This is a genomic window from Paucibacter soli (genome assembly GCF_037482845.1).
Classification (GTDB): domain Bacteria; phylum Pseudomonadota; class Gammaproteobacteria; order Burkholderiales; family Burkholderiaceae_C; genus Paucibacter_B; species Paucibacter_B soli.
Genome location: NZ_JBBHJW010000003.1, coordinates 127,724 through 146,790 on the forward strand (window position 1 = coordinate 127,724; position 19,067 = coordinate 146,790).

Annotated in this window: 17 protein-coding genes; 13 read left to right on the forward strand and 4 right to left on the reverse strand. The window is 69.1% G+C overall.

Annotation, left to right across the window (positions count from 1 at the left end):
* Window positions 1-102 precede the first annotated feature (102 nt).
* The 5 genes from WG898_RS08705 (at window position 103) to WG898_RS08725 (ending at window position 4,686) form a co-directional block, all read left to right on the forward strand.
* Window positions 103-1,401 carry a malonyl-CoA decarboxylase domain-containing protein gene (locus WG898_RS08705; protein ID WP_339602379.1) on the forward strand — a complete coding sequence of 433 codons (1,299 nt, stop codon included), beginning with the start codon at window positions 103-105 and terminating at the stop codon, window positions 1,399-1,401.
* A 28-nt stretch (window positions 1,402-1,429) separates the two neighbouring features.
* Window positions 1,430-2,404, forward strand: coding sequence for a Bug family tripartite tricarboxylate transporter substrate binding protein (locus WG898_RS08710; RefSeq protein ID WP_339602380.1), 975 nt, complete (start codon window positions 1,430-1,432; stop codon window positions 2,402-2,404).
* Between the two features lie 6 nt (window positions 2,405-2,410).
* Complete coding sequence (locus tag WG898_RS08715) at window positions 2,411-3,955, forward strand: malonate--CoA ligase (protein WP_339602381.1); 1,545 nt, start codon at window positions 2,411-2,413, stop codon at window positions 3,953-3,955.
* Window positions 3,952-4,152: a cysteine-rich CWC family protein gene (locus WG898_RS08720; protein ID WP_339602382.1), complete on the forward strand. Its 201-nt coding sequence runs from the start codon at window positions 3,952-3,954 to the stop codon at window positions 4,150-4,152. The genes WG898_RS08715 and WG898_RS08720 overlap by 4 nt, the downstream gene beginning before the upstream one ends.
* A gap of 93 nt (window positions 4,153-4,245) precedes the next feature.
* Entirely contained in the window at window positions 4,246-4,686 is a 441-nt protein-coding gene (locus tag WG898_RS08725; protein WP_339602383.1) for a hypothetical protein, read from the forward strand.
* 36 nt (window positions 4,687-4,722) lie between these two features.
* Here the strand turns inward: WG898_RS08725 and WG898_RS08730 are convergent, their stop codons facing one another.
* On the reverse strand, window positions 4,723-4,920 hold the full coding sequence (locus WG898_RS08730; RefSeq protein ID WP_339602384.1) for a hypothetical protein: 198 nt from the start codon (window positions 4,918-4,920) through the stop codon (window positions 4,723-4,725).
* Between the two features lie 215 nt (window positions 4,921-5,135).
* Between WG898_RS08730 and WG898_RS08735 the strand changes: the two genes are divergently transcribed.
* Window positions 5,136-5,906, forward strand: a complete 771-nt coding sequence (locus tag WG898_RS08735; protein ID WP_339602385.1) for a substrate-binding periplasmic protein — start codon at window positions 5,136-5,138, stop codon at window positions 5,904-5,906.
* A gap of 691 nt (window positions 5,907-6,597) precedes the next feature.
* Window positions 6,598-7,848, forward strand: coding sequence for an MFS transporter (locus WG898_RS08740; RefSeq protein WP_339602386.1), 1,251 nt, complete (start codon window positions 6,598-6,600; stop codon window positions 7,846-7,848).
* 22 nt (window positions 7,849-7,870) lie between these two features.
* On the opposite strand, the gene WG898_RS08745 is transcribed toward WG898_RS08740, so the two are convergent.
* Window positions 7,871-8,509 (reverse strand): TetR/AcrR family transcriptional regulator, encoded by a 639-nt coding sequence (locus WG898_RS08745; protein ID WP_339602387.1) that lies wholly within the window; start codon window positions 8,507-8,509, stop codon window positions 7,871-7,873.
* A gap of 101 nt (window positions 8,510-8,610) precedes the next feature.
* Between WG898_RS08745 and WG898_RS08750 the strand changes: the two genes are divergently transcribed.
* From WG898_RS08750 to WG898_RS08765, 4 genes are read left to right on the forward strand one after another with little or no spacing between them, the layout of a single operon-like run.
* On the forward strand, window positions 8,611-11,025 hold the full coding sequence (locus WG898_RS08750) for a TonB-dependent receptor (RefSeq protein ID WP_339602388.1): 2,415 nt from the start codon (window positions 8,611-8,613) through the stop codon (window positions 11,023-11,025).
* Between the two features lie 4 nt (window positions 11,026-11,029).
* A complete protein-coding gene (locus WG898_RS08755) occupies window positions 11,030-11,368 on the forward strand; it encodes a c-type cytochrome (protein WP_339602389.1) in 339 nt (112 codons plus the stop codon).
* A complete protein-coding gene (locus tag WG898_RS08760) occupies window positions 11,365-12,756 on the forward strand; it encodes a D-arabinono-1,4-lactone oxidase (protein WP_339602390.1) in 1,392 nt (463 codons plus the stop codon). The genes WG898_RS08755 and WG898_RS08760 overlap by 4 nt, the downstream gene beginning before the upstream one ends.
* On the forward strand, window positions 12,746-14,020 hold the full coding sequence (locus tag WG898_RS08765) for an alanine racemase (RefSeq protein WP_339602391.1): 1,275 nt from the start codon (window positions 12,746-12,748) through the stop codon (window positions 14,018-14,020). Before WG898_RS08760 ends, WG898_RS08765 begins: the two co-directional genes overlap by 11 nt.
* Window positions 14,021-14,033: 13 nt before the next feature.
* Here WG898_RS08765 and WG898_RS08770 read toward each other — a convergent pair whose 3' ends face one another.
* A complete protein-coding gene (locus WG898_RS08770) occupies window positions 14,034-14,468 on the reverse strand; it encodes a universal stress protein (RefSeq protein ID WP_339602392.1) in 435 nt (144 codons plus the stop codon).
* A 103-nt stretch (window positions 14,469-14,571) separates the two neighbouring features.
* Between WG898_RS08770 and WG898_RS08775 the strand changes: the two genes are divergently transcribed.
* Entirely contained in the window at window positions 14,572-17,214 is a 2,643-nt protein-coding gene (locus WG898_RS08775) for a diguanylate cyclase domain-containing protein (RefSeq protein WP_339602393.1), read from the forward strand.
* Here WG898_RS08775 and WG898_RS08780 read toward each other — a convergent pair.
* A complete protein-coding gene (locus tag WG898_RS08780; protein WP_339602394.1) occupies window positions 17,192-17,689 on the reverse strand; it encodes a 3'-5' exonuclease in 498 nt (165 codons plus the stop codon). The genes WG898_RS08775 and WG898_RS08780 overlap by 23 nt on opposite strands.
* A gap of 204 nt (window positions 17,690-17,893) precedes the next feature.
* On the opposite strand from WG898_RS08780, the gene WG898_RS08785 reads away from it, so the two are divergent.
* A complete protein-coding gene (locus WG898_RS08785; RefSeq protein WP_339602395.1) occupies window positions 17,894-18,694 on the forward strand; it encodes a glutathione S-transferase family protein in 801 nt (266 codons plus the stop codon).
* Window positions 18,695-19,067 lie beyond the last annotated feature (373 nt).

The following is a 19,067-nucleotide window of genomic DNA, read 5'->3' on the forward strand; positions in this document are numbered from 1 at the left end:
GGATTGATTGGAGCGGGCGTTCAATGTAGCAGCCGCCCCGCCGGCGCGGCCACCGTATCAGCCCGTAGCCGCCGCCGCGCCGCTTCCTCTATAAAGGCGGCCATGAGCGCATTACCGCCACCCGCCAGCCCGAGGGCACAACGCCAGGTGCTGATCCTGGCCCACAAACTGCTGAGCGAACGCGGCGAGGCCAACAGCCTGGCGCTGGCGCGCGAGCTGCTCGACAAGATTGCGCGCCTGCCGCCCGATGCGCTGGCGCAGCTGTTCGAGCGCCTGGCGCAGGACTTCAACCCCGATCCGCAGGCCGTGCTGGCCGCCGCCCAGGCCTATGCGGCAACGCCCAATGCGCGCGCCCTGCTGCAGCTCACGCGCGTGAGCGAGCCGCCGCGCCAGGAGCTGTTCCGGCGCCTCAACCGCGCGCCCGGCGCCACCGGGCTGTTGGTACGCCTGCGCCGCAGCCTGCTCGGCGGCCTACCCAGCCACCCCGAGTGGCGCTGCGTCGAGGCCGATCTGCTGCATCTGTTCAGCTCCTGGTTCAACCCCGGCTTTCTGCAGATGCGCCAGGTGGACTGGAACTCGCCGGCGCAGCTGCTTGAACAAATCATCCGCCACGAGGCGGTGCACGAGATCGACGGCTGGGACGATCTGCGCCGCCGCCTGCAGCCCGACCGCCGCCTGTTCGCCTTCTTCCATCCGCAGCTGCCCGAGGAGCCGCTGATCTTCGTCGAGGTGGCCCTGCTGCCCGACATGCCTGCGGCCATCGCGCCGCTGATCGACAAGGCCAGCGCCACCATGGAGCCCAGCAGGTTCAAGTTCGCGGTGTTCTATTCGATCAGCAATTGCGAGCCCGGCCTGCGCGGCGTTTCGCTGGGCAACTTTCTGATCAAGCGCGTGGCCGAGCATCTGCAGCGCGAGATCCCCCGGCTCAGGACCTTCTGCACGCTCTCGCCCATTCCCGGCCTGCTGGCCTGGCTGCGCAGCGAACCGGCGCTGGAGGCCTTGGCGCCCCTGCTGAAGAAAAAACCCCAGCTGGAGCGCACACGCGCAGCGCGCGAACTGCTGCGCCAGGCCTGCGGCGGCGACTGGGCCAGGCTCGGCCAGCTCGACAGCCTGAACGGCCTGGACGCCGATGCGCAGGCGGCCCTGCAGCGCCTGTGCGCCGCCTACCTGCTGGCCTGCACCGCCCTGCCCGACGGCGACCCGGTGGCGCGCTTTCACCTCGACAACGGTGCGAGGCTCGAACGCATCAACTGGATGGGCAACCGCGCGCCCAAGGGCCTGCAGCAATCCTGCGGCATGATGGTCAACTACCTCTACGACCTGGCCAAGATCGAGGGGCATCACGAGGCATTCACGCAGGGCGAGATCGCGTATTCGCGGGCGGTGGGCAACTTGCTCTGATTCCAACAAGACCGAGACAGGAGACCTGATGAAGACAGCTTCCCTTGCACGCGTGCTGCAGGCGCTGAGCCTGGCCGCCTTCGGCCCGGTAGCGCAGGCTCAACCCTGGCCCGCCAAGCCCGTCACCATCGTCGTGCCCTTCCCCGCCGGCGGCGGCACCGACGCCTTCGCGCGCCCGCTCACCGCCCAGCTCAGCAAGCAGACCGGCCGCCAGTTCATCATCGACAACAAGGGCGGCGCCGGCGGCACCGTCGGAGCCACCCTGGCCGCCAAGGCCGCGCCCGACGGCTACACCTTCTTCATGGGCGCGGTGCACCATGCCATCGCCCCCTCGATGTACCCCAGGCTCGACTACAAGCTGGAGGATGACTTCGTGCCGGTGGCCCTGGTGTCCAGCGTGCCCCAGGTGATCGTGGTGAACCCGAAGAACGTGCCCGCCAACGACCTCAAGAGCCTGCTGGAATACGTCCGCAAAAACCCCGCCAGGCTCAACTACGCCAGCGCCGGCAACGGCACCTCGCACCATCTGGCGGCCGAGCTGTTCAAGCTGCAGACCAAGACCTTCATCACCCACATTCCCTACCGCGGCGCCGGCCCGGCCCTGCAGGACCTGATCGCCGGCCAGGTGGACCTGATGTTCGACGGCCTGGGCAGCTCGGCGGCCCATATCAGGAACGGCCGCGTGAAGGCGCTGGCGGTGGCATCGGCCAGGCGCGCGCCGGGCTTCCCCGAGCTGCCCACCGCGGCCGAGGGCGGCGTGCCGACCTACGAGGTGGCCACCTGGTACGGCCTGTGGGCCCCCAAGGGCACGCCCAGGGAGGTGGTGGCCAGCCTGCAGGCCGAGCTGAGAAAGGCCTATGCGAGCGACGAGATCAAGGCCAGCTGGACCGGGCTGGGCGCCGACATCCCCACACTCTATGGCGAGGCTTTTGGCAAGTTCGTGCACAGCGAAACCCTGCGCTGGGCCGAGGTGGTCAAGAGCTCCGGGGCGAAACTGGACTGAAACGACATGAAGACTGGCAAGAACGCGAACCTTTTTGCCGCCCTGCGCGCGGCCTTCCCCGACGACCTGGACGCGGTGGCGATCGAATGCGCCGACGGCGAGACCTTGCGCTACAGCTGGCGCGATCTCGAGCGCGGCAGCGCCATGCTGGCAAATCTGCTCGACTCGCTGGAGCTGCCGCCGGGCAGCCGCATCGCGGTGCAGATCGAGAAGAGCGTCGAGGCGCTGATGCTCTACCTGGCCGTGCTGCGCGCGGGTTATGTCTATCTGCCGCTCAACACCGCCTACCAGGCGGCCGAGCTGGCCTACTTCATCGGCAATGCCGAGCCCGCCGTGGTGGTGTGCACCGGCAGGCAGTTCGGCTGGGTCAGCAAACTGGCCTTCCAGGCCGGCGTTGGCTATGTGTTCTCGCTCAACGAGGACCGCAGCGGCAGCCTGCTGGAGCGCGCCGCCCAGATGAGCGACCAACACCAGCCCGCCACCAAGCGCGCCGACGAGTTGGCCGCCATCCTCTACACCAGCGGCACCACCGGCCTCGCCAAGGGCGCCATGCTCTCGCACGGCAATCTGCTCAGCAACGCGCTGACGCTGAAGGACTACTGGGGCTGGCAGCCGGACGATGTGCTGATCCATGCCCTGCCGATCTTCCATGTGCACGGCCTCTTCGTGGCCTCGCATGGCGCGCTGTTGAATGGCAGCAAGATGCTGTGGTTCAGTGGCAAATTCGATCCCAAGGCGGTGATCGCGCGCTTTACCGAGGCCACCGTCTTCATGGGTGTGCCCACGCTCTATGTGCGCATGCTGGCCGAGCCGGCGCTGGACCAGCAGGCCTGCCGGCATATGCGCCTCTTCATCAGCGGCTCGGCGCCGCTGCTGCTGGAAACCTTCCGCGACTGGCAGACCCGCACCGGCCATACCATCCTGGAGCGCTACGGCATGAGCGAAACCCTCATGCTGACCTCCAACCCCTATTTCCCCGACGAGGGCGAACGCGTGGGCGGCACCGTGGGCCAGGCGCTACCCGGCGTGGGCGTGCGCTTGCGCACGGACGCGGGTGAACTCTGCGCGGTGGACGAGATCGGCCATATCGAGGTCAAGGGCCCCAATGTGTTCGCCGGCTACTGGCGCATGCCGGAGAAGACCAGGGAGGAGTTCAGCGCCGACGGCTGGTTCAAGACCGGCGATGTGGGCAAGCAGGACGCACACGGCTATCTGCACATTGTCGGCCGCAGCAAGGACCTCATCATCAGCGGCGGCTACAACGTCTATCCGGCCGAGATCGAGGGCTGGCTGAACGACATGCCCGGCGTGGCCGAATCCGCCGTGGTGGGCGTGCCGCATGCCGACTTCGGCGAAGCCGTGATCGCCATCGTCGTGCCCAAGCCCGGCGCGCAGCTCGATCCGGCGGCGCTGATCGGCGAGCTCAAGCGCAAGATCGCCAACTTCAAGGTGCCCAAACAGCTCTTCCTGGTGAACGAGTTGCCGCGCAACGCCATGGGCAAGGTGCAGAAGAAGCTGCTGCGCGAACAGCACCAGGGGCTGTTTGCATGACTGAGGTCGCACCCTTGAACGAGGACCGCTGCCCGCGCTGCGGCCAGCCCTTTCACTGCGGCGCGCAGGAGCCGCGCTGCGACTGCTTCGACCTCAAGCTCAGTGAGGCGCTGCGCCAGCAACTGGCGCAGCAGTACAGCCGCTGCCTGTGCATCGCCTGCCTGAGGCAGTTGCAGGCGGCCGAATCGGCGCCATAGGCAGTAGCGCTTCGGCGTGAGGGACAGCACGAGTTTCCCCGCTTGTGAGCGCCGCTCGATTGGCGCAACACTGGCCCATCACCGGAGAACGCCATGACCGAAGCCGTTCAGAGAACGCCCATGCATTGCTGGCTCGTGGGCGGCTTCGCCCTCTTGTTCAACGCCATCGGCGTGTTCGACTTCGTCATGACCATGGCCCAGGGCGCCGCCTACCAGGCCAGCGCGGGCATGACGCCCGAGCAGATCGCGCATTACCAAGGCATGCCGGCGTGGATGACGCTGGTCTGGGCCGTGGGCGTGTTGGGCGCTTTCCTGGCCTCGGTGCTTCTGCTGCTGCGCAGGCGGCTGGCCGCGCCGGTGTTTGTGCTGTCGCTGGCGGCCTTCGCGATCAGCCTGCTCTACACCTATGTGCTCAGCAACAGCGGCGCCATCATGGGCCCGCAGATGGCGATCACGAGCGCCGTCATCGCTGCCCTGCTGCTGTGCTTCGCCTGGTATGCACGCCGCATGACGATGCGCGGCGTGCTGCGCTGAAGCATAGACCGACGCGGCCTGCGCTTGTCCAGTGCTTCAGTGGCCGGGCGCGCCCGCCAGCCCCACATCGAAATCCATCAACACGCTCGCCAGTTCCAGCGCCCGCCACAGATGCGCCGGCATCTCGTTCATGATGCGTTCCGGCGTCTTGGCGTGGTGCGCCCAGGCATGGATCTGGGCATGCTGGGCGGGCGTGAGCAGGCTCAGCGCGAGCATTTCGTCCAGGGTCTGCATGGCGAACCTCCGTTTCTGCGCAGCCTTGTCTGCCGAGGCCAGCTCAGACTATCACGGGCCAGCCGCGGGCGCCGCCCGCCACATCGGCGCGGCTGCCGCCTTGTGCCCAATTTGCCGCAGCAGCGCGCAATGGCGGGTGAGGCGCCTAGAATTTGCTGCTCCAACGCGAGGTCTTGAAGCTCATGACAAGCCTTAGCCGCAGATTGACGACTGCCATGCTTGCCCTGGCCGTGAGCGGCGCCATGGCCGCAGGCCAGCAGCTCCAGTTCCTCACCCATGAGCTGCCGCCGCTGAACTACCGCGATGGCGCAAGCGTCACCGGCCTGTGTACCGAGCTGGTGCGGGAATTGCAGCGCCGCAGCGGCGTCGGCGGTGAGATCGAACTGATGCCCTGGGCGCGTGCGGTGGCGATGGCCGCCAACACGCCCAATGTGGCATTGTTCTTCACCACCCGTACCGCCGAGCGCGAGGCCCAGTATCAATGGATAGGCCCGATCGTCAACGTCAGCTCCAGCGTCTACATGCGTGCGGGCGCGCGGCTGAATGTCGAGCGCATCGGCGATCTCGCTGCGGTGAAGCAGATCATCGTGCACCGGGGCTCGTTTCTGGAGCAGGCATTGCGCCGGCTTGGCCTGCAGAGGCTCACGCTCGCCAACACACCCGAGGACGCATTGCGCCTGCTGCTGTTGCAGGACCTCGACGATGCGGTGATGGTGCTGACCGACCCCGTCGTGCCCGCCGCCGGCAAGAAGCTGCGCGTGCCGCTGGATGCGCTCAAGCCGGTGCTGGTGGTGCACAAGGGCCAGGGCTATCTGGCCCTGTCCAAGGGTACGGCGCCGGACACCGCCGCGCTGCTGCAAAAGGAACTGGATGCCATGAAACGCGATGGCACATTCGCGGCCATCTATGCGAAATGGCTTCCGCAGGCGGCCGCCCCTGGCTTGTTGCCCGAGCCGGCGCTGGACCTGCTGCAGCCGAGCCCATAGCGCCCCTGCACCGGCAGCTTGCTCGGTGAGCGCATGCGCTGATCCGGCCATAGCCGCTGGTGAGGATACGGATTCAAGTGCGCGACATGCCATGCATGCAGTCTTGATGAAGGAAACAAAACACCTAATCTCAAGACTCGCCGTCACCGTCAGGCAGACAGGGTCCGGCATGACGAACGCGGCCAAGGCGTTCCGCGCCCGCACAATAGCCCCCCCAACACCACCGATCTGAAACTCCGCATGCGGTGGAGTCGGGCTCGCCCGATGCGCATTACGCCATCGTCGAGCAAAGCGGTGCCCAGGGCCGGCAGGCCCAGCTGGCGCGCCTGCGCCGGCGCAGAGTTCCAGGAGGCGCTGGCGCGGCCGGCCGGTGTTCGTGGGCGTGAGCACGAATTACTCGGCCGAGGCCACGGTGCGCAGCGCCGAGGACCTGCACCGCGTGGCGCTGGCCAATCTGCAGGGCGAGTACGCACGGGTGCGCGAGAGCGCCGAGCTGCTCTAGAAACGGTGTCGGGGGTTGAGACGCAATCGACGCGCCCGCTGGCTTTCCGAGCCGGCCTGGGCATGCGGCGCAGTGTTCCGGGTGAAAGTACCGCTGCGAAGCCGGGCGCATGGGTGATATGTTCCACGCCTTCGCTTTCCTTCTTTCTTTCTTCAAGCCGCCTGTTCACGCGACCGGCCGCCCCCACCCATGAGCACCTCCGCGCATCTGCTGCCCACCGAGCAGAAAGTCCCCCACCCGGCCTACTTCATGTTCCTGATCGCGCCCTTTGGCGCGAGCAGCGGCTTCACCGGGGTGTGCGTGGCCTATCTGCTGGCGCAAGCCCATGTCAGCGCCGAGCTGATTGCCGCCATGCTGGCCCTGCACTACATCCCGCAGACCTGGAAGTTCCTGTGGGCGCCGGTGATCGACCTGACGCTGACGCGCAAGCGCTGGTTCGCGATCGGCATGGTCTGCCTGGTGCTCAGCATGCTGGCGCTGGGCCTGCAGCCCCTCAGCAGCGAGGCCATGCCGCGCATCATCGCGCTGGTGGTCACCCTGAGCGCCGCGTCCACCGTGGTGGGCATGGCGGTGGACTGCCTGATGGCGCACCAGACCCCCGAGCATGCCAAGGGCCGTGCGGCCGGCTGGTTCCAGGCCGGCAATCTGGGCGGCAACGGCCTGGGCGGCGGACTGGCGCTGTGGCTGATCCATTCCGGCGGCCTGAGCGTGCCCGCTGGTGCTGCCGTGCTGGCCCTGGCCTGCGCCCTGTGCAGCCTGCCAATCTTCTGGCTGCACGAGGACCTCTCGCAGGCCATCGCCGGCAGCGTCGGCGAGCGCCTGCGCGAGACCGGGCGCGACCTCTGGAGCGTGGTGCGCTCGCGCCGCGGCGCCCTGGCGATGCTGGTGGTGTTCCTGCCGCTGGGCACGGGCGCGATGAGCAATATGTACTCGATCTTTGCCGAGCAATGGGGCGCCAGCGCCGACACCGTGGCCCTGGTCACCGGCACCATGAGCGGCCTACTCTCGGCCGCTGGCTGCCTGCTCGGCGGCTATCTGTGCGACCGCATGAACCGCCAGCTGGCCTATTGCCTGCTGGGCCTGGGCACCGCCGGCATCAGCGTGGCGATGGCGCTGGCACCGCAGACCGAGACCCAGTTCATCATCTGGACCAGCCTCTACGCCTTTGCCAACGGCCTGTGCTACGCGGCCTTCTCGGCCGTCACGCTGGAGGCGATCGGCAAGGGCGCCGCCGCCACCAAGTACAACCTGATGGCCTCGCTGTCCAACACGCCGATCGGCTGGTCCACCGCCGTCTATGGCTACATCTTCGGCAAGTACGGCAGCCATGCCACCCTGCTGACCGAGATGGCCATGACCGTGCCGGCGGTGCTGCTCTTCCTCGCCCTGCTGGGCTGGAGCCGGCGCAGCGCAGGCCGCGGCAGGCTGCAGACGGTCTGAGGGGCCTTGCTGCGCGGCCCCTTCAGCCGCGCCGCAACTTCATCATCTGCCCCGCCACCATCTCCGCCATGGTGGCGGCCACCGCCTTGGGGTCCAGGCTCGGGTCGTCGAACAGCAGTTCCTGGGCCGCATAAAGCGCGTCGATGGCGAGGCGAATCGTCAGGCGCGCCTGCGCCCGGTTGGCGCGCGGGTGGGCCTGCATAAAGGGCAAGAGCAGCAGGTCGGTGACGAAGTCGTGCGAGCGGTTGCGCACATGCTGCAGCGAGGGCACGGCGCGCAGCGCGCGCGTCACCCACACGCCGGCCGGCATATGCTCGGTGAGATCCACCGTCTGCAGAAAGAGCTCGGCCACGCTGGCGGCAAAGGCCGGCTCGGGCAGGGCAAAGGTGTCGGGCCGCGCCCAGGGCGTCAGCAGCTCGTTCTGCACCCTCATCAGCCGCATGCCCAGCTCATGGAGGATGGCGTACTTGTTGGGGAAATACTGATACAGCGCCGGCGGTGAGATGCCGGCACGCTGGCACACCAGATTGGTGGAGAGCCGCTCTATGCCCACCTCGCCCAGCAGCTCCGCGCAAGCGGCCAGGATGCGTTCATAGGTCTCGACGGCACGCTGCTGCGAGGGCGCCTTCTTGAGTTCGAGGTCGGGCAGGGTGGTGGGCATGGCGCGAGTCTAGCGTCCCTGCTGCACAGGGATTCCCCGCATCTGCGGATCGTTCTGGATGAATATAGTCATCGCTATATTAAAACGACAGGAGACCTCCGATGCGCGCATCCCGACTTCATCCGATCGCCCTGGCCGTGCTCGGCCTGCTGAGCCTGAGCCCGGTGCGGGCCCAGCAGACCGGCGATGCCGCACCCACCCAGCTGGAGCAGGTGGTGGTGTCGGGCCAGGGGCGCCAGCAGCAGTTGCAGAGCGTGCCCATCGCCATCCAGGTGATGGGCGGCGAGCAGCTCAAGAAGCTGGGCGCGGCCAATCTCGGCGACGTGGCCAGCCATGTGCCAGGTCTTGCCATCGACGCCACGCAAGCCACCCAGCCGCGCATATCGCTGCGCGGCATCGGCACCGAAGACTTCGGCATCGGCACCGACTCGCCGGTGGGCATCTATGTGGACGGGGTCTACACCGGCAAGACCGGCGGCGCGCTCTTGAACTTCAACGACGTCAAGCGCATCGAGGTGCTGAAGGGCCCGCAGGGCACGCTGTTCGGCCGCAACAGCGCGGGCGGCGCGATCTCCATCGTCAGCAACGACCCCGAATTCGCCACCCGCGCCAAGGCCGCGCTGCGCCTGGGCGAGCATGGCCTGCGCCACGCCGAGCTGCTGGGCAACACCGCGCTTACGCAAGACCTGGCCCTGCGCGTGAACCTGGTGGCGCAGCGCGGCGATGGCGCCTGGCGCGATGCCGGCAGCGGCGAGCGCGCCGGCGGCGAAAACGCCTGGGGTCTGCGCGCCGCCCTGCTCTGGCGCGCCAGCGAGGACACGAAGGCCCAGCTGAGCCTGGAACACGAGAAGCTGGACCAGCGCGCGCGCCCGGCTTTCGGCCTGGTACGAGAAACCCAGGCCGGTGCGGTGCCGGCCTTCCCGGCCGACCCCGCCGGCTTCGTCGACCCGCGCCGGGCGGCGCTGCGCAACGACGTGGCCGGCGACCGCGAGGCGCGCGACTTCAACGGCGCCACCCTGCGCATCGAGCATTCGCTGCCCTGGGCCGAGTTCACGTCCACCACCGCCTACCGCCATTTCACGTCGCGCAACCGGCAGGACAACGACGGCACGGCCAACCCTTCGCTCTACCTCAGCACCACCAACCAGGAGGCCAACAGCAGCTGGCAGCAGGAGTTCCGCCTCAGCGGCAAGCACGGCATGGCCGACTGGCTGGCCGGCCTGAGCCTGTATGGCGAGCGCGCGCGCCAGACCGCCTTCATCGACGCCAGCACCAGCTCACTGGACACGCTGTTCGGCAATGTCGCCGGCCTGCCGCTGTTCCAGACCGTCAACGCCCTGGCCGAGGGCGCCGGCATCCCCGGCGTCGATGTGCTGGGCAAGCCCTGGGGCGAGGCGATGACGAACGAGGGCCGCTTCAAGGCCATCGCCCTCTATGGCGACGTGATCTGGCAGCTGAGCCCACAGACCCGCCTCACCACCGGCGCGCGCCTGACGCGCGACGACAAGCGCTTCAGCTGGTTCAACCCGCTGCGCAGCGCCGCCGCACTCGACGAGCAACTCGCCCTGCTCGATGCCGCCCAGCTGTTCCCGGCCATGGTGGCCGCCGGCGCCATCAGCCAGGAGCAGGCGGAGCTGATGCAGTTCGCACTGCACAACAACGCGCTGGTAGCCACCAGCGGCGCCAGCGCCGCGGCACTGACGCGCAAGCAGGCCTGGACCGACGCCAGCCCGCGCCTGGTGCTGGACCACCGCGTCGATCGCGAGCTGCTGCTCTACGGCTCGCTCACGCGCGGCTACCAGGCCGGCGGCTTCAACACCTTGCAGGTCAACTCGCTCTATGCGCCCGAGAAGGTCACCAGCCTGGAGCTGGGCGCCAAGGGCGGCTGGGCGGCCGCCGGGCTGAGCTACGCCGCCTCGCTGTTCAAGTACCGCTACAACAATCTGCAGACCCTGCAGCTGGTGCCCGATGCAGGCGGCGGCATCCCGGCCTACCAGGTCAGCATCAGCGACCAGCAGGCCCATGGTCTGGACCTCGATCTGCGCTGGCAGGCGACGCGCGCGCTCAAGCTCTACGGCAACCTCGAATGGCTGGACCAGAGCTACCGCCGCGGCAGCAGCAGCACCGGCCACGACCTGGCCGGCCAGCCCGCGGGCGCGCCGCGGCTGCAGGCCACGCTGGGCGCCGAACTGCTGTGGAACGCGTTCAGCGGCCAGGCCCACGCCAGCCTGCAGGCCAGCCATGTGGGCGCCACGCGCTGCAACGAGGAATCGGTGATCCAGGGCCTGTGCCTGCAGACGCCGACATTCAAGGTGGGCGGCGCGCGCCAGCGCCTGGATGGCCGCATCGGCTGGGACAGCGCCGACCAGCGCTGGGGCCTGAGCCTGCTGGGCACCAACCTGCTCGACAAGCAGTACATCAACCGCCTCTGGTACGAGTCCGCGCCGCTGGGCTCCGCCTACGCCACGCTGGCCAGGCCGCGCACCCTTTCCGTCGAATTGCGCATCGCCTACTGATCTCATGCGCGCCCTGATCCTCCTCCCCCTGCTGCTGGCCGCCTGCGGCGCCGATCAGGCAGCGGCGCCCACGGCGGCGCAGCTGGAGCGCCACCGCCCCGCCGACGCGCGCCTGGCCGCGCAATACGAGCGTGCCTGCTTCAACTGCCATGCGCGTGCCGAGAGCGGCGCGCCGCTCACCGGCCACGCGGCCGCCTGGGCGCCGCGCCTGAAGCGCGGCATGCCGGCACTGTTGTCGAGCGTGAAGAACGGCCTCAACAGCATGCCGTCCATGGGCCTGTGCCCGGACTGCAGCGATGCCGATCTCGAACAACTGACCCGTTACATGAGCAGCCCGCTATGAGCACCAAAGCACGCCGCGACGTCCTGAAGAAAACGGCAGCCCTGGGCGCCGGCCTGCTGCTGGCCGGCCAGGCAAGACCCGGCCCCGCGCCATCCACCCCGCGCCCCTGGCAGAACTGGTCCGGCCTGCAGCGCTGCGAACCCAGGGCCTGGCTGATGCCCGAGAGCGAGGCGCAATTGCAGGCCCTGCTGCCCGGCAGTTCGGGCACGCTGCGCTGCGTGGGCGCCGGCCATTCCTTCACCGCCCTGGTGCCCACCGATGCCAATCTGGTCTCGCTGGACAAGCTCAGCGGCATCGTCGCCATCGACCAGGCCAATCCCAATGGTCCCACCGTGAAGGTGCGCGCCGGCACCCGGCTGGCCCAGCTGGCACGCGAACTCGACGCCCAGGGCCTGGCCCTGCACAACCAGCCCGACATCGATGTGCAGACCCTGGCCGGCGCGCTCGCCACCGGCACCCATGGCACCGGCCTCGCCCTGCCGGCCCTGCATGCCGAGGTGCAGGCGCTGCGCCTGGTCACGCCGCAGGGCGAGCTGCGCGAATGCAGCGCCACGCAAAACGCCGAACTGTTCGACGCCGCGCGCGTCTCGCTGGGTGCCCTGGGCGTGATCACCGAAGTCACGCTGCGGGTGCGGCCGCGCTATATGCTGCGCCGCAAGGTCTGGCTGGAGCGTACCGAGGCCCTGCTGGAGCAGGCACCCGAGCTGGCGCGCCGGCATCGCCATTTCGAGCTCTATGTGCTGCCCTTCACCGGCTACAGCGCCGGCATCGTGCACGACGAGGTGACTGGCAGCACCCCCGAGCGCCCGCACAGTGCCGACGAGGACGTGCTGCGCGACCTCAAGCGCCTGCGCGACTGGCTGGGCCGCTGGCCCGAGATGCGGCGCTGGGCCGCCGCCAAGCTGATCGCCCCCACCCAGGTCGAGCATGCGCAGGACTGGTCGCACCGCCTGCTCAGCACCGTGCGCCCGACGCGCTTCAACGAGAGCGAATACCACCTGCCGCGCGAGGCCGGCATCGCCTGCCTGAAGGAAGTGCTGCGCACGCTGGAGCAGCGCAACGAGGTGTTCTTCCCCATCGAGTTCCGCTATGTGCGCGCCGACTCCGCCTGGCTGAGCCCCTTCTTCGAGCGCGACAGCTGCTCGGTGGCCGCCCATGCCGCCGCCGGCGAGGCGCATGACTACCTGGTCCAGGAGCTGGGCCCGGTATTCCGCCGCCATGGCGGCCGGCCGCACTGGGGCAAGCTGCACGATCTGCAGGCGAAACAGGTGGCAGCGCTGTACCCGCGTTTTGCCGACTTCCAGCGCCTGCGCCAGGCCGTCGACCCACAAGGCCGCATGCTCAACGCCCACCTCGCGCAACTCTTTGGAGTCAAGCATGGCAACTAACAAGCGCAGGCTCATGCTCGGCGCCGCGGCCGCCCTGCCCTTGGGCGCCTGGCTGGCGCGCCCGGCCGAGCAGGGCGGGCCGCACGATGCCTACTATCAAAAGCTTTCGGCCGCGCTGCGGGCCGCCGGCGTGGCCCAGGCCAGCCTGGTGATCGACCTGCCGCGCCTGCGCGCCAACCTTTCAGCCATCGGCAGCCACCAGGCCAAGACCGGCATGGCGCTGCGTGCGGTGCTCAAGTCCCTGCCCTGCCTGGCGCTGATGGACGAGCTGGCCCAGGCCTGGCAGAGCCAGCGCGTGATGGCCTTCAACGCCGCCCAGACCCTGCAGCTGCTGCAGGCGCGCCCGCAGGCGAGCGTGCTGCTGGGCAAACCGCTGCCGGCGGCCGCGGCGGCGCAGCTGCTGCAGGCCCTGCCGCCCGGCATCGGCGCCGGCATCGAATGGCTGATCGACACGCCCGAGCGCCTGGCGCAGTACCGCGAGCTGGCCATCCAGCGGGGCCAGGTCTTGCGTGTGAACCTGGAGATCGACGTGGGCCTGCACCGCGGCGGCTTCGAAGACATGGGCCAGCTGGCTCAGGCCCTGGCCAGCCTCAGGGGCGACCCAGCGCTGCGCTGGAGCGGCCTGATGGGCTACGACGCCCATGTGGCCGCCCTGCCGGATGCGCTGGGCATGCGCGCGACGGCCTGGGCCAGCGCGCTGGCGCGCTACCAGCAGGCCTGGCAGGCGGCAGAGGCGGCGCTGGGCCCGCAGCGCCGCGAGGCCCTCACCCTCAACACCGCCGGCTCGCCGACCTTCCGCCTGCACGATGGCAAGGCCGTGCCCAACGAGGTCTCGGTGGGTTCGGCCGCGCTGCTGCCGCTGGACTTCGAGAAGCCGCTGCTGGAGGACCTGCGGGCCGCCGCCTTCATCGCCACCCCGGTGCTGAAGCGCTTCGAGACCTTCCGCCTGCCCGAGGGCGCCACCTGGCTGAGCCGCCTGGCCCAGGGCTGGGACCGCAACCAGGCGCGCGGCTATGCCATTCATGGCGGCCACTGGCTGGCCGAGCCGGCCTCGCCGCCCGGCCTGGTCGCGAGCGGGCTCTACGGCAGCTCGTCCAACCAGCAGGTGATGGTGAGCTCGGCGCGCGTGCAGCTGCGGCCCGACGACTACGTGTTCCTGCGCCCGCGCCAGAGCGAGGCCCTGCTCTTGCAGTTCGGCGATCTGCTGGTATTCGACGGCGAGCGCATCAGCGCGCGCTGGCCGGTGCTGCCCGCGTCGGCCTGAACGCGCCCGCGCCTCACTTCACCACGAACACCGGCACCTTGGCCAGGGTCAGCACCTTGTGCGCCACGCTGCCCAGCAGCACCGCATCGAGGCCACGCCGGCCGTGCGAACCCAGCACGATCAGGTCGGCGCCGCAGGCCTTGGCATGCTCGACGATGCTTTGCGCCGGGCCATGCTCGCGCAGCACATGCGAGACGCAGGCCACGCCGGCCGCCTTGGCCGCAGCCTCGGCCGCGGCGATGCCCTGCTTGGCACCCTCCTCGGCCGCATCCAGGTAATAGGCCAATGCCTCGCCGCCGCCCTCGGGAAAGCTCACGAAGGGCACCGGATCGATCACGCTGACGATCTCCAGCGCCGCGCCATAGCGCCTTGCCAGGTCGCAGGCCACCGCGGCGGCGCGCGCCGCATGCTCGGAGCCGTCGGTGGGGAGCAGGATGCGCTTGAACATGGGATCCTCCTTGGCAAGGGCTGGCTACGTCATGATCATCATGCCACCGCACTTGCGGCCGTGGCGGCACTGGGCACAATCAAGCGCAAATCCCGGGGGTCTCATGAGCGAGGAATTGCTGAAGCCGCCGCCCGAGCCCGAACAACGCCTGCTCGCGCGCATTGCGACCATCAGCCCCTATGTGGCCCTGCTGCTGGCCCTGGCCATCGTCTGGGCCGCCTGGGCTTGGTTTGCGCTGGTCTACCCGCGCCAGCAGCTCGAGGCCTGGGAGCAGAGCATGCACGACGCGGTGCTGGTGACCGGCCAGAACATGGAGGGCTCGCTGCGTCAGGCCGAGAGCGCCTTGCGCTCCATCGACCTGCTGCTGCTGACGCGCGCCAAGGACAGCCCGGCCAGCGACGCCACCGTGGCCCTGATGGCCGATGCCCTGAAGGAAAGCTCGGCCGGGCTGATGGAGCTGATGCTGGTGGCAAGCGACGGCCGCGTGTTTCGCATTCCCACCACCAGCAGCCATGCCTCGGCCGACCTGGCCCACCATGCGCTGATGCGCGAGCTGGCGGCACAGCCGTCGGGCGCCGGCCTGCTGATCGGCAGCCCGGTGCGGCTCAAGCCCAATGGCCGCGAGCTGACGCCGATGGCGCTGCGCTTAAGTGCGCCGATCGGCGCATTCAGCCATCTGCTGGCCATGATGGACCTGGAACTGCTGGCCGAGCTGCAGCGCCCCGACCTCGGCCACCCCGACATGAATCCGCGCGACACCGCCATCGGCCTGCTGCGCGACGATGGCCTGATGATGATGCGACTGCCGCGCCTGGACGACGCGCGCGCCCAGCCCGGCAGCAATGTGCTGGCCGAACGCCCGGCCCTGCGCGCGCGGCTGGACGGGCGCAAGGGCAGCTTCCGCCAGATCGGCTGGGACGGGCATGAACGCCTGTTCTCCTTCCGCGCCTTCGAGAACTACGGGCTCAAGCTGGTGGTCTCGCAGTCGGTGGACGCCAGCCTGGCGGAGTTCCGCGGGCAACGCCTGACCCTGCTGGTGGTGGCGCTGGCGGTGAGCCTGGGGGCCACCCTGCTGACCGTGCTGCTGCAGCGCGCGCGGGCACGCAGCAATCTCTACGACGCCGAGCTGCGCGCCACCAGCGACGCGCTGCCGCTGGGCCTGTTCCGCTGCGATATGCAGGGCCGCGTGGTCTACGCCAACCAGACCTATCGCGAGCTGATCGGCGTGTCCGAGAGCGAGCAGGGCTTCGGCTGGCTGCGCCTGCTGCCCGAGGCCGAGCGCATCGACACCTTGCAGCGCTGGCGCGAGGTGATCCGGCGCGGCAAGACGCAGGAGCTGATACGGCCTCTGCCGCTGCGCGCCGGCGAGCAGCGCCTGGTCTCCATCCGCACCGCGCCGCTGCGTGTGGGCAAGCGCCTGGTCGGGCAGGTCGGCACCTTCGCCGACATCACCCGCGCGGCCGAGCAGCAGCAGGCCGCCCAGACCCTGACCGCCATCTTCGATCTCACCCCCAACTATGTGCTGCAGATCGATGCCCAGCAGCAGCTGGTCTACCTCAATCCGGCGGCGCGCCGCTCCATCCACATGCCCGAACATGCAGAGATCGGCGAGCTGAGTGCGCTGCGCTTCCAGACCGAGCACAGCATGGCCCAGTTCGCCAACGAGATCCTGCCGGCGATCGAGCGCGACGGGCATTGGTTCGGGCGCACCGAGTTTCGCGACGACCAGGGTCAGGTGATCCCGGTAGAAGGCACCTTCCTGCGCCACACCGGCCGCAGCGGCGAGCTGGAGAGGATCTCCATGATCATGCGCGACGTCAGCGCGGAGCTGCAGGCGCAGCGCGAGCGCAGCCGCAGCGAGGCGATTCTGCAGGCGGTGGCGCAGAGCTCGCAGGCAATGATTTCGGTGATCGACCCCGACTTCAGGGTGCGCTTCTTCAACAACGCCTTTGCCAGCATCCATGGCGTGCGGCTGGCCGACTGCCTGGGCCGGCCGCTGGCCGAGGTGATAGGCGCGGCCGCCTTCGAGCAGACCCTGCCCTATTTCCAGGCCGCCCTGCAGGGCCAGCGCGGCCAGTTCGAGCGCAAGCGCGGCGAACCGGGCGAGGCGCAGGTGCTGCAGATCCAGTACGCGCCGCTGCGTGGCGAGGGCGGCGCCATCGAGGGCGTGATCGGCATCTCGCACGACATCAGCGAGATCAAGCGCGAGGAGCAGCGCCTGCGCGACGCCTCGCGCACCGACCCCCTGACCCAGCTGCTCAACCGCAGCGGCTTTGCCGCTCAGGTGCAGGAGCAGCTCGCCCAGGCGCATGAGCGCAAGGACGACTGGGTGGCCCTGCTCTACCTGGACCTCGACCGCTTCAAGCCCGTCAACGACACGCATGGCCACCCGATCGGCGATGCGCTGCTGAAGGCGGTGGCCGGGCGCCTGCGCCATGCCCTGCGCGGCGAGGACATCGTGGCGCGCCTGGGCGGCGACGAGTTCGCCGTGTTCCTGCCGCGCCTGGCCCACACCGCTGACGCACAGCGGATTGCCGACAAGCTGGTGCAGGCGCTGGGCCAGCCGTTCACGCTCGGCAAGCTGCAGCTGCAGATCGGGGCCAGCGTGGGCTTTTGCGTCGTACAGGCGGGGCAGGCCGAGATGGACGGCCTGGTGGCGCGCGCCGATGCGGCGCTCTACCAGGCCAAGCGCGAGGGGCGCGGGCGCGCGCAGGGCGAATTGTTCAGTGTGCCGCCGCTAGCCTGACCCTCACCAGTGCCAGCTGCAGCACGCGCGCATCGCTGCTGGCGCGGTGGCGGCCGATCTGCAGCTCGGCGCGCACCTCGTCGAGCACGCGCTGCCAGCAGGCCGTCTCGGCCTCGGAGAGCAGGCTGCGCAGATCGGCCAGCTTGAAGCTGGGCACCAGGTCCACCACGTCGAACAGCCGCGCCAGCCAGGGATAGTCGTGCGCCCAGGCATCGCAGTAGACGGTCTGGCCGGCCAGGCGCTCGTTGGCCTGGCGCGCCACCCAGGCGGCCGGCCGGCCATGCTGTTGCAGCAGCTCGCGCGTGATGCCGTGCAGGGCCTCGGCGCTGGCATCCCAATGTTGCCAGTCGGGGTCCGGGCGTATCAGCGAGCAAAAGCAGCTGCCGTCCGGCGCCACAAAGCCCAGCTCGATCGGGTAGCTGCCGCGGCCAAAGCCCGAGGCTTCAAGATCCAGGATCGCAGGTGGCCACGGCATGGTCGTCGCGCGCTCGCTCAGGGAGTAAGCGCTCAGTGTAGCGGGCGATCCGCGCCTCGCCCATGCGCAAGACTTGACCCTCGCGCGGCCGGGCCGCAGGGCATCGAGGGCGGCGCGCTCATCGCAACGCTGCCACGTCCAGCCTCCCGCTGCCAGAATGCGAAGCGCGAAACCGAACGCCGCCAAACCCGGAGCAGTGCCAGCATGAAGCAGGTCCGTCCCATCGTTCACCACATCCCCGTCTGCCCGTTCAGCCAGCGGCTGGAGATATTGCTCGCGCTGAAGGGCGCGGCCGACGCCGTCGAATTCCGCGTCGTCGACATCACCAAGCCGCGCGATCCGGACCTGCTCGCCAAGACGCGCAACAGCAGCGCGCTGCCGGTGCTGGAACTCGCCGACGGCCGCATCCTGAAGGAGAGCTTGGTGATCCTGCGCTACCTCGAGGACACCGTGGGCGGCCCGCCCGTGGCACAGCGTGACCCGTGGCAGCACGCGATCGAGCAGCTGCTGGTGCGCATGGAAGGCGACTTCGTGGCGGCGGGCTACCGGCTGGTGATGGCGCAGGACGAGGCTCAGCGCGCGGCCCTGCGCGCGGCCATGCTGGAGCAATACGCGAAGCTGAACGGCTTCCTGCTCGAACACGCGCCGCAAGGCCCTTTCCTGTTCGAGCGCTTCGGCTGGGCGGAGACGGTCTACACGCCCTTCTTCTGGCGCTTCGAGTTCCTGCCCTACTACGAAGACTTCGAGCTGCCGGCGGACGGGCGCTTCGAGCGCGTGCGCGCCTGGCGCGAAGCCTGCCAGGCCCACCCGGCCGCCCAGCAGGTCACGGCCGAAGAGATCGTGAAGCTCTACTACGACTATTCGCTCGGCGTGGGCAATGGCGCGCTGCCGGCGGGGCGGCAGCATTCCTCCTTCGTGTTCCAGCCCGACTGGCGCAAGCGCCCATGGCCACCGCGCGGCAAGCCGCGCCCGGCGGCGACGGACGCGGAGCTTGGGCTCGTTTGATGCTCAGGGGAGAACGAGGTCAGGGAGCGTAGAGGTGGGCGGGCGGCGGGGGTGCGGCATGGTGGCGTCGAGGTGGGCGAGGCCATCGAGATCAGCGAACAGGCAGAGCCTAACCACGATGATGGCTGGCCTGCCCTGCATAGGGGTCGGGGTGGTGGAGGCCGGTAGCTGAAGATTTCTGGCCTGGGAAGGGATGGGCGCTTGGGGCGAGGAGCGGAAGTTCGCCTGTTCGATGCAGGAGGCAGTTCTAGGCTGGACGAAGATGTTCGCACTTGTTGGTCGACTGTCAGTTGCCCACGAAACCAGTCCCTCGGCAGCGCTCGCCACAAGCTACGCACCCAAACGCATGTTGAGAAAAGCTCGCTTGACTTGG

Excerpts from the sequence above, each read along its gene's own strand:
- WG898_RS08785 (WP_339602395.1), top strand. The coding sequence starts at position 17,894 with ATGAAGCAGGTCCGTCCCATCGTTCACCACATCCCCGTCTGCCCGTTC.
- WG898_RS08745 (WP_339602387.1), bottom strand. The coding sequence starts at position 8,509 with ATGCCCACCACCCTGCCCGACCTCGAACTCAAGAAGGCGCCCTCGCAG.
- WG898_RS08730 (WP_339602384.1), bottom strand. The coding sequence starts at position 4,920 with ATGCAGACCCTGGACGAAATGCTCGCGCTGAGCCTGCTCACGCCCGCC.
- WG898_RS08765 (WP_339602391.1), top strand. The coding sequence starts at position 12,746 with ATGGCAACTAACAAGCGCAGGCTCATGCTCGGCGCCGCGGCCGCCCTG.
- WG898_RS08780 (WP_339602394.1), bottom strand. The coding sequence starts at position 17,689 with ATGCCGTGGCCACCTGCGATCCTGGATCTTGAAGCCTCGGGCTTTGGC.
- WG898_RS08710 (WP_339602380.1), top strand. The coding sequence starts at position 1,430 with ATGAAGACAGCTTCCCTTGCACGCGTGCTGCAGGCGCTGAGCCTGGCC.
- WG898_RS08775 (WP_339602393.1), top strand. The coding sequence starts at position 14,572 with ATGAGCGAGGAATTGCTGAAGCCGCCGCCCGAGCCCGAACAACGCCTG.
- WG898_RS08715 (WP_339602381.1), top strand. The coding sequence starts at position 2,411 with ATGAAGACTGGCAAGAACGCGAACCTTTTTGCCGCCCTGCGCGCGGCC.
- WG898_RS08705 (WP_339602379.1), top strand. The coding sequence starts at position 103 with ATGAGCGCATTACCGCCACCCGCCAGCCCGAGGGCACAACGCCAGGTG.
- WG898_RS08725 (WP_339602383.1), top strand. The coding sequence starts at position 4,246 with ATGACCGAAGCCGTTCAGAGAACGCCCATGCATTGCTGGCTCGTGGGC.
- WG898_RS08755 (WP_339602389.1), top strand. The coding sequence starts at position 11,030 with ATGCGCGCCCTGATCCTCCTCCCCCTGCTGCTGGCCGCCTGCGGCGCC.
- WG898_RS08770 (WP_339602392.1), bottom strand. The coding sequence starts at position 14,468 with ATGTTCAAGCGCATCCTGCTCCCCACCGACGGCTCCGAGCATGCGGCG.
- WG898_RS08750 (WP_339602388.1), top strand. The coding sequence starts at position 8,611 with ATGCGCGCATCCCGACTTCATCCGATCGCCCTGGCCGTGCTCGGCCTG.
- WG898_RS08760 (WP_339602390.1), top strand. The coding sequence starts at position 11,365 with ATGAGCACCAAAGCACGCCGCGACGTCCTGAAGAAAACGGCAGCCCTG.
- WG898_RS08740 (WP_339602386.1), top strand. The coding sequence starts at position 6,598 with ATGAGCACCTCCGCGCATCTGCTGCCCACCGAGCAGAAAGTCCCCCAC.
- WG898_RS08720 (WP_339602382.1), top strand. The coding sequence starts at position 3,952 with ATGACTGAGGTCGCACCCTTGAACGAGGACCGCTGCCCGCGCTGCGGC.
- WG898_RS08735 (WP_339602385.1), top strand. The coding sequence starts at position 5,136 with ATGCTTGCCCTGGCCGTGAGCGGCGCCATGGCCGCAGGCCAGCAGCTC.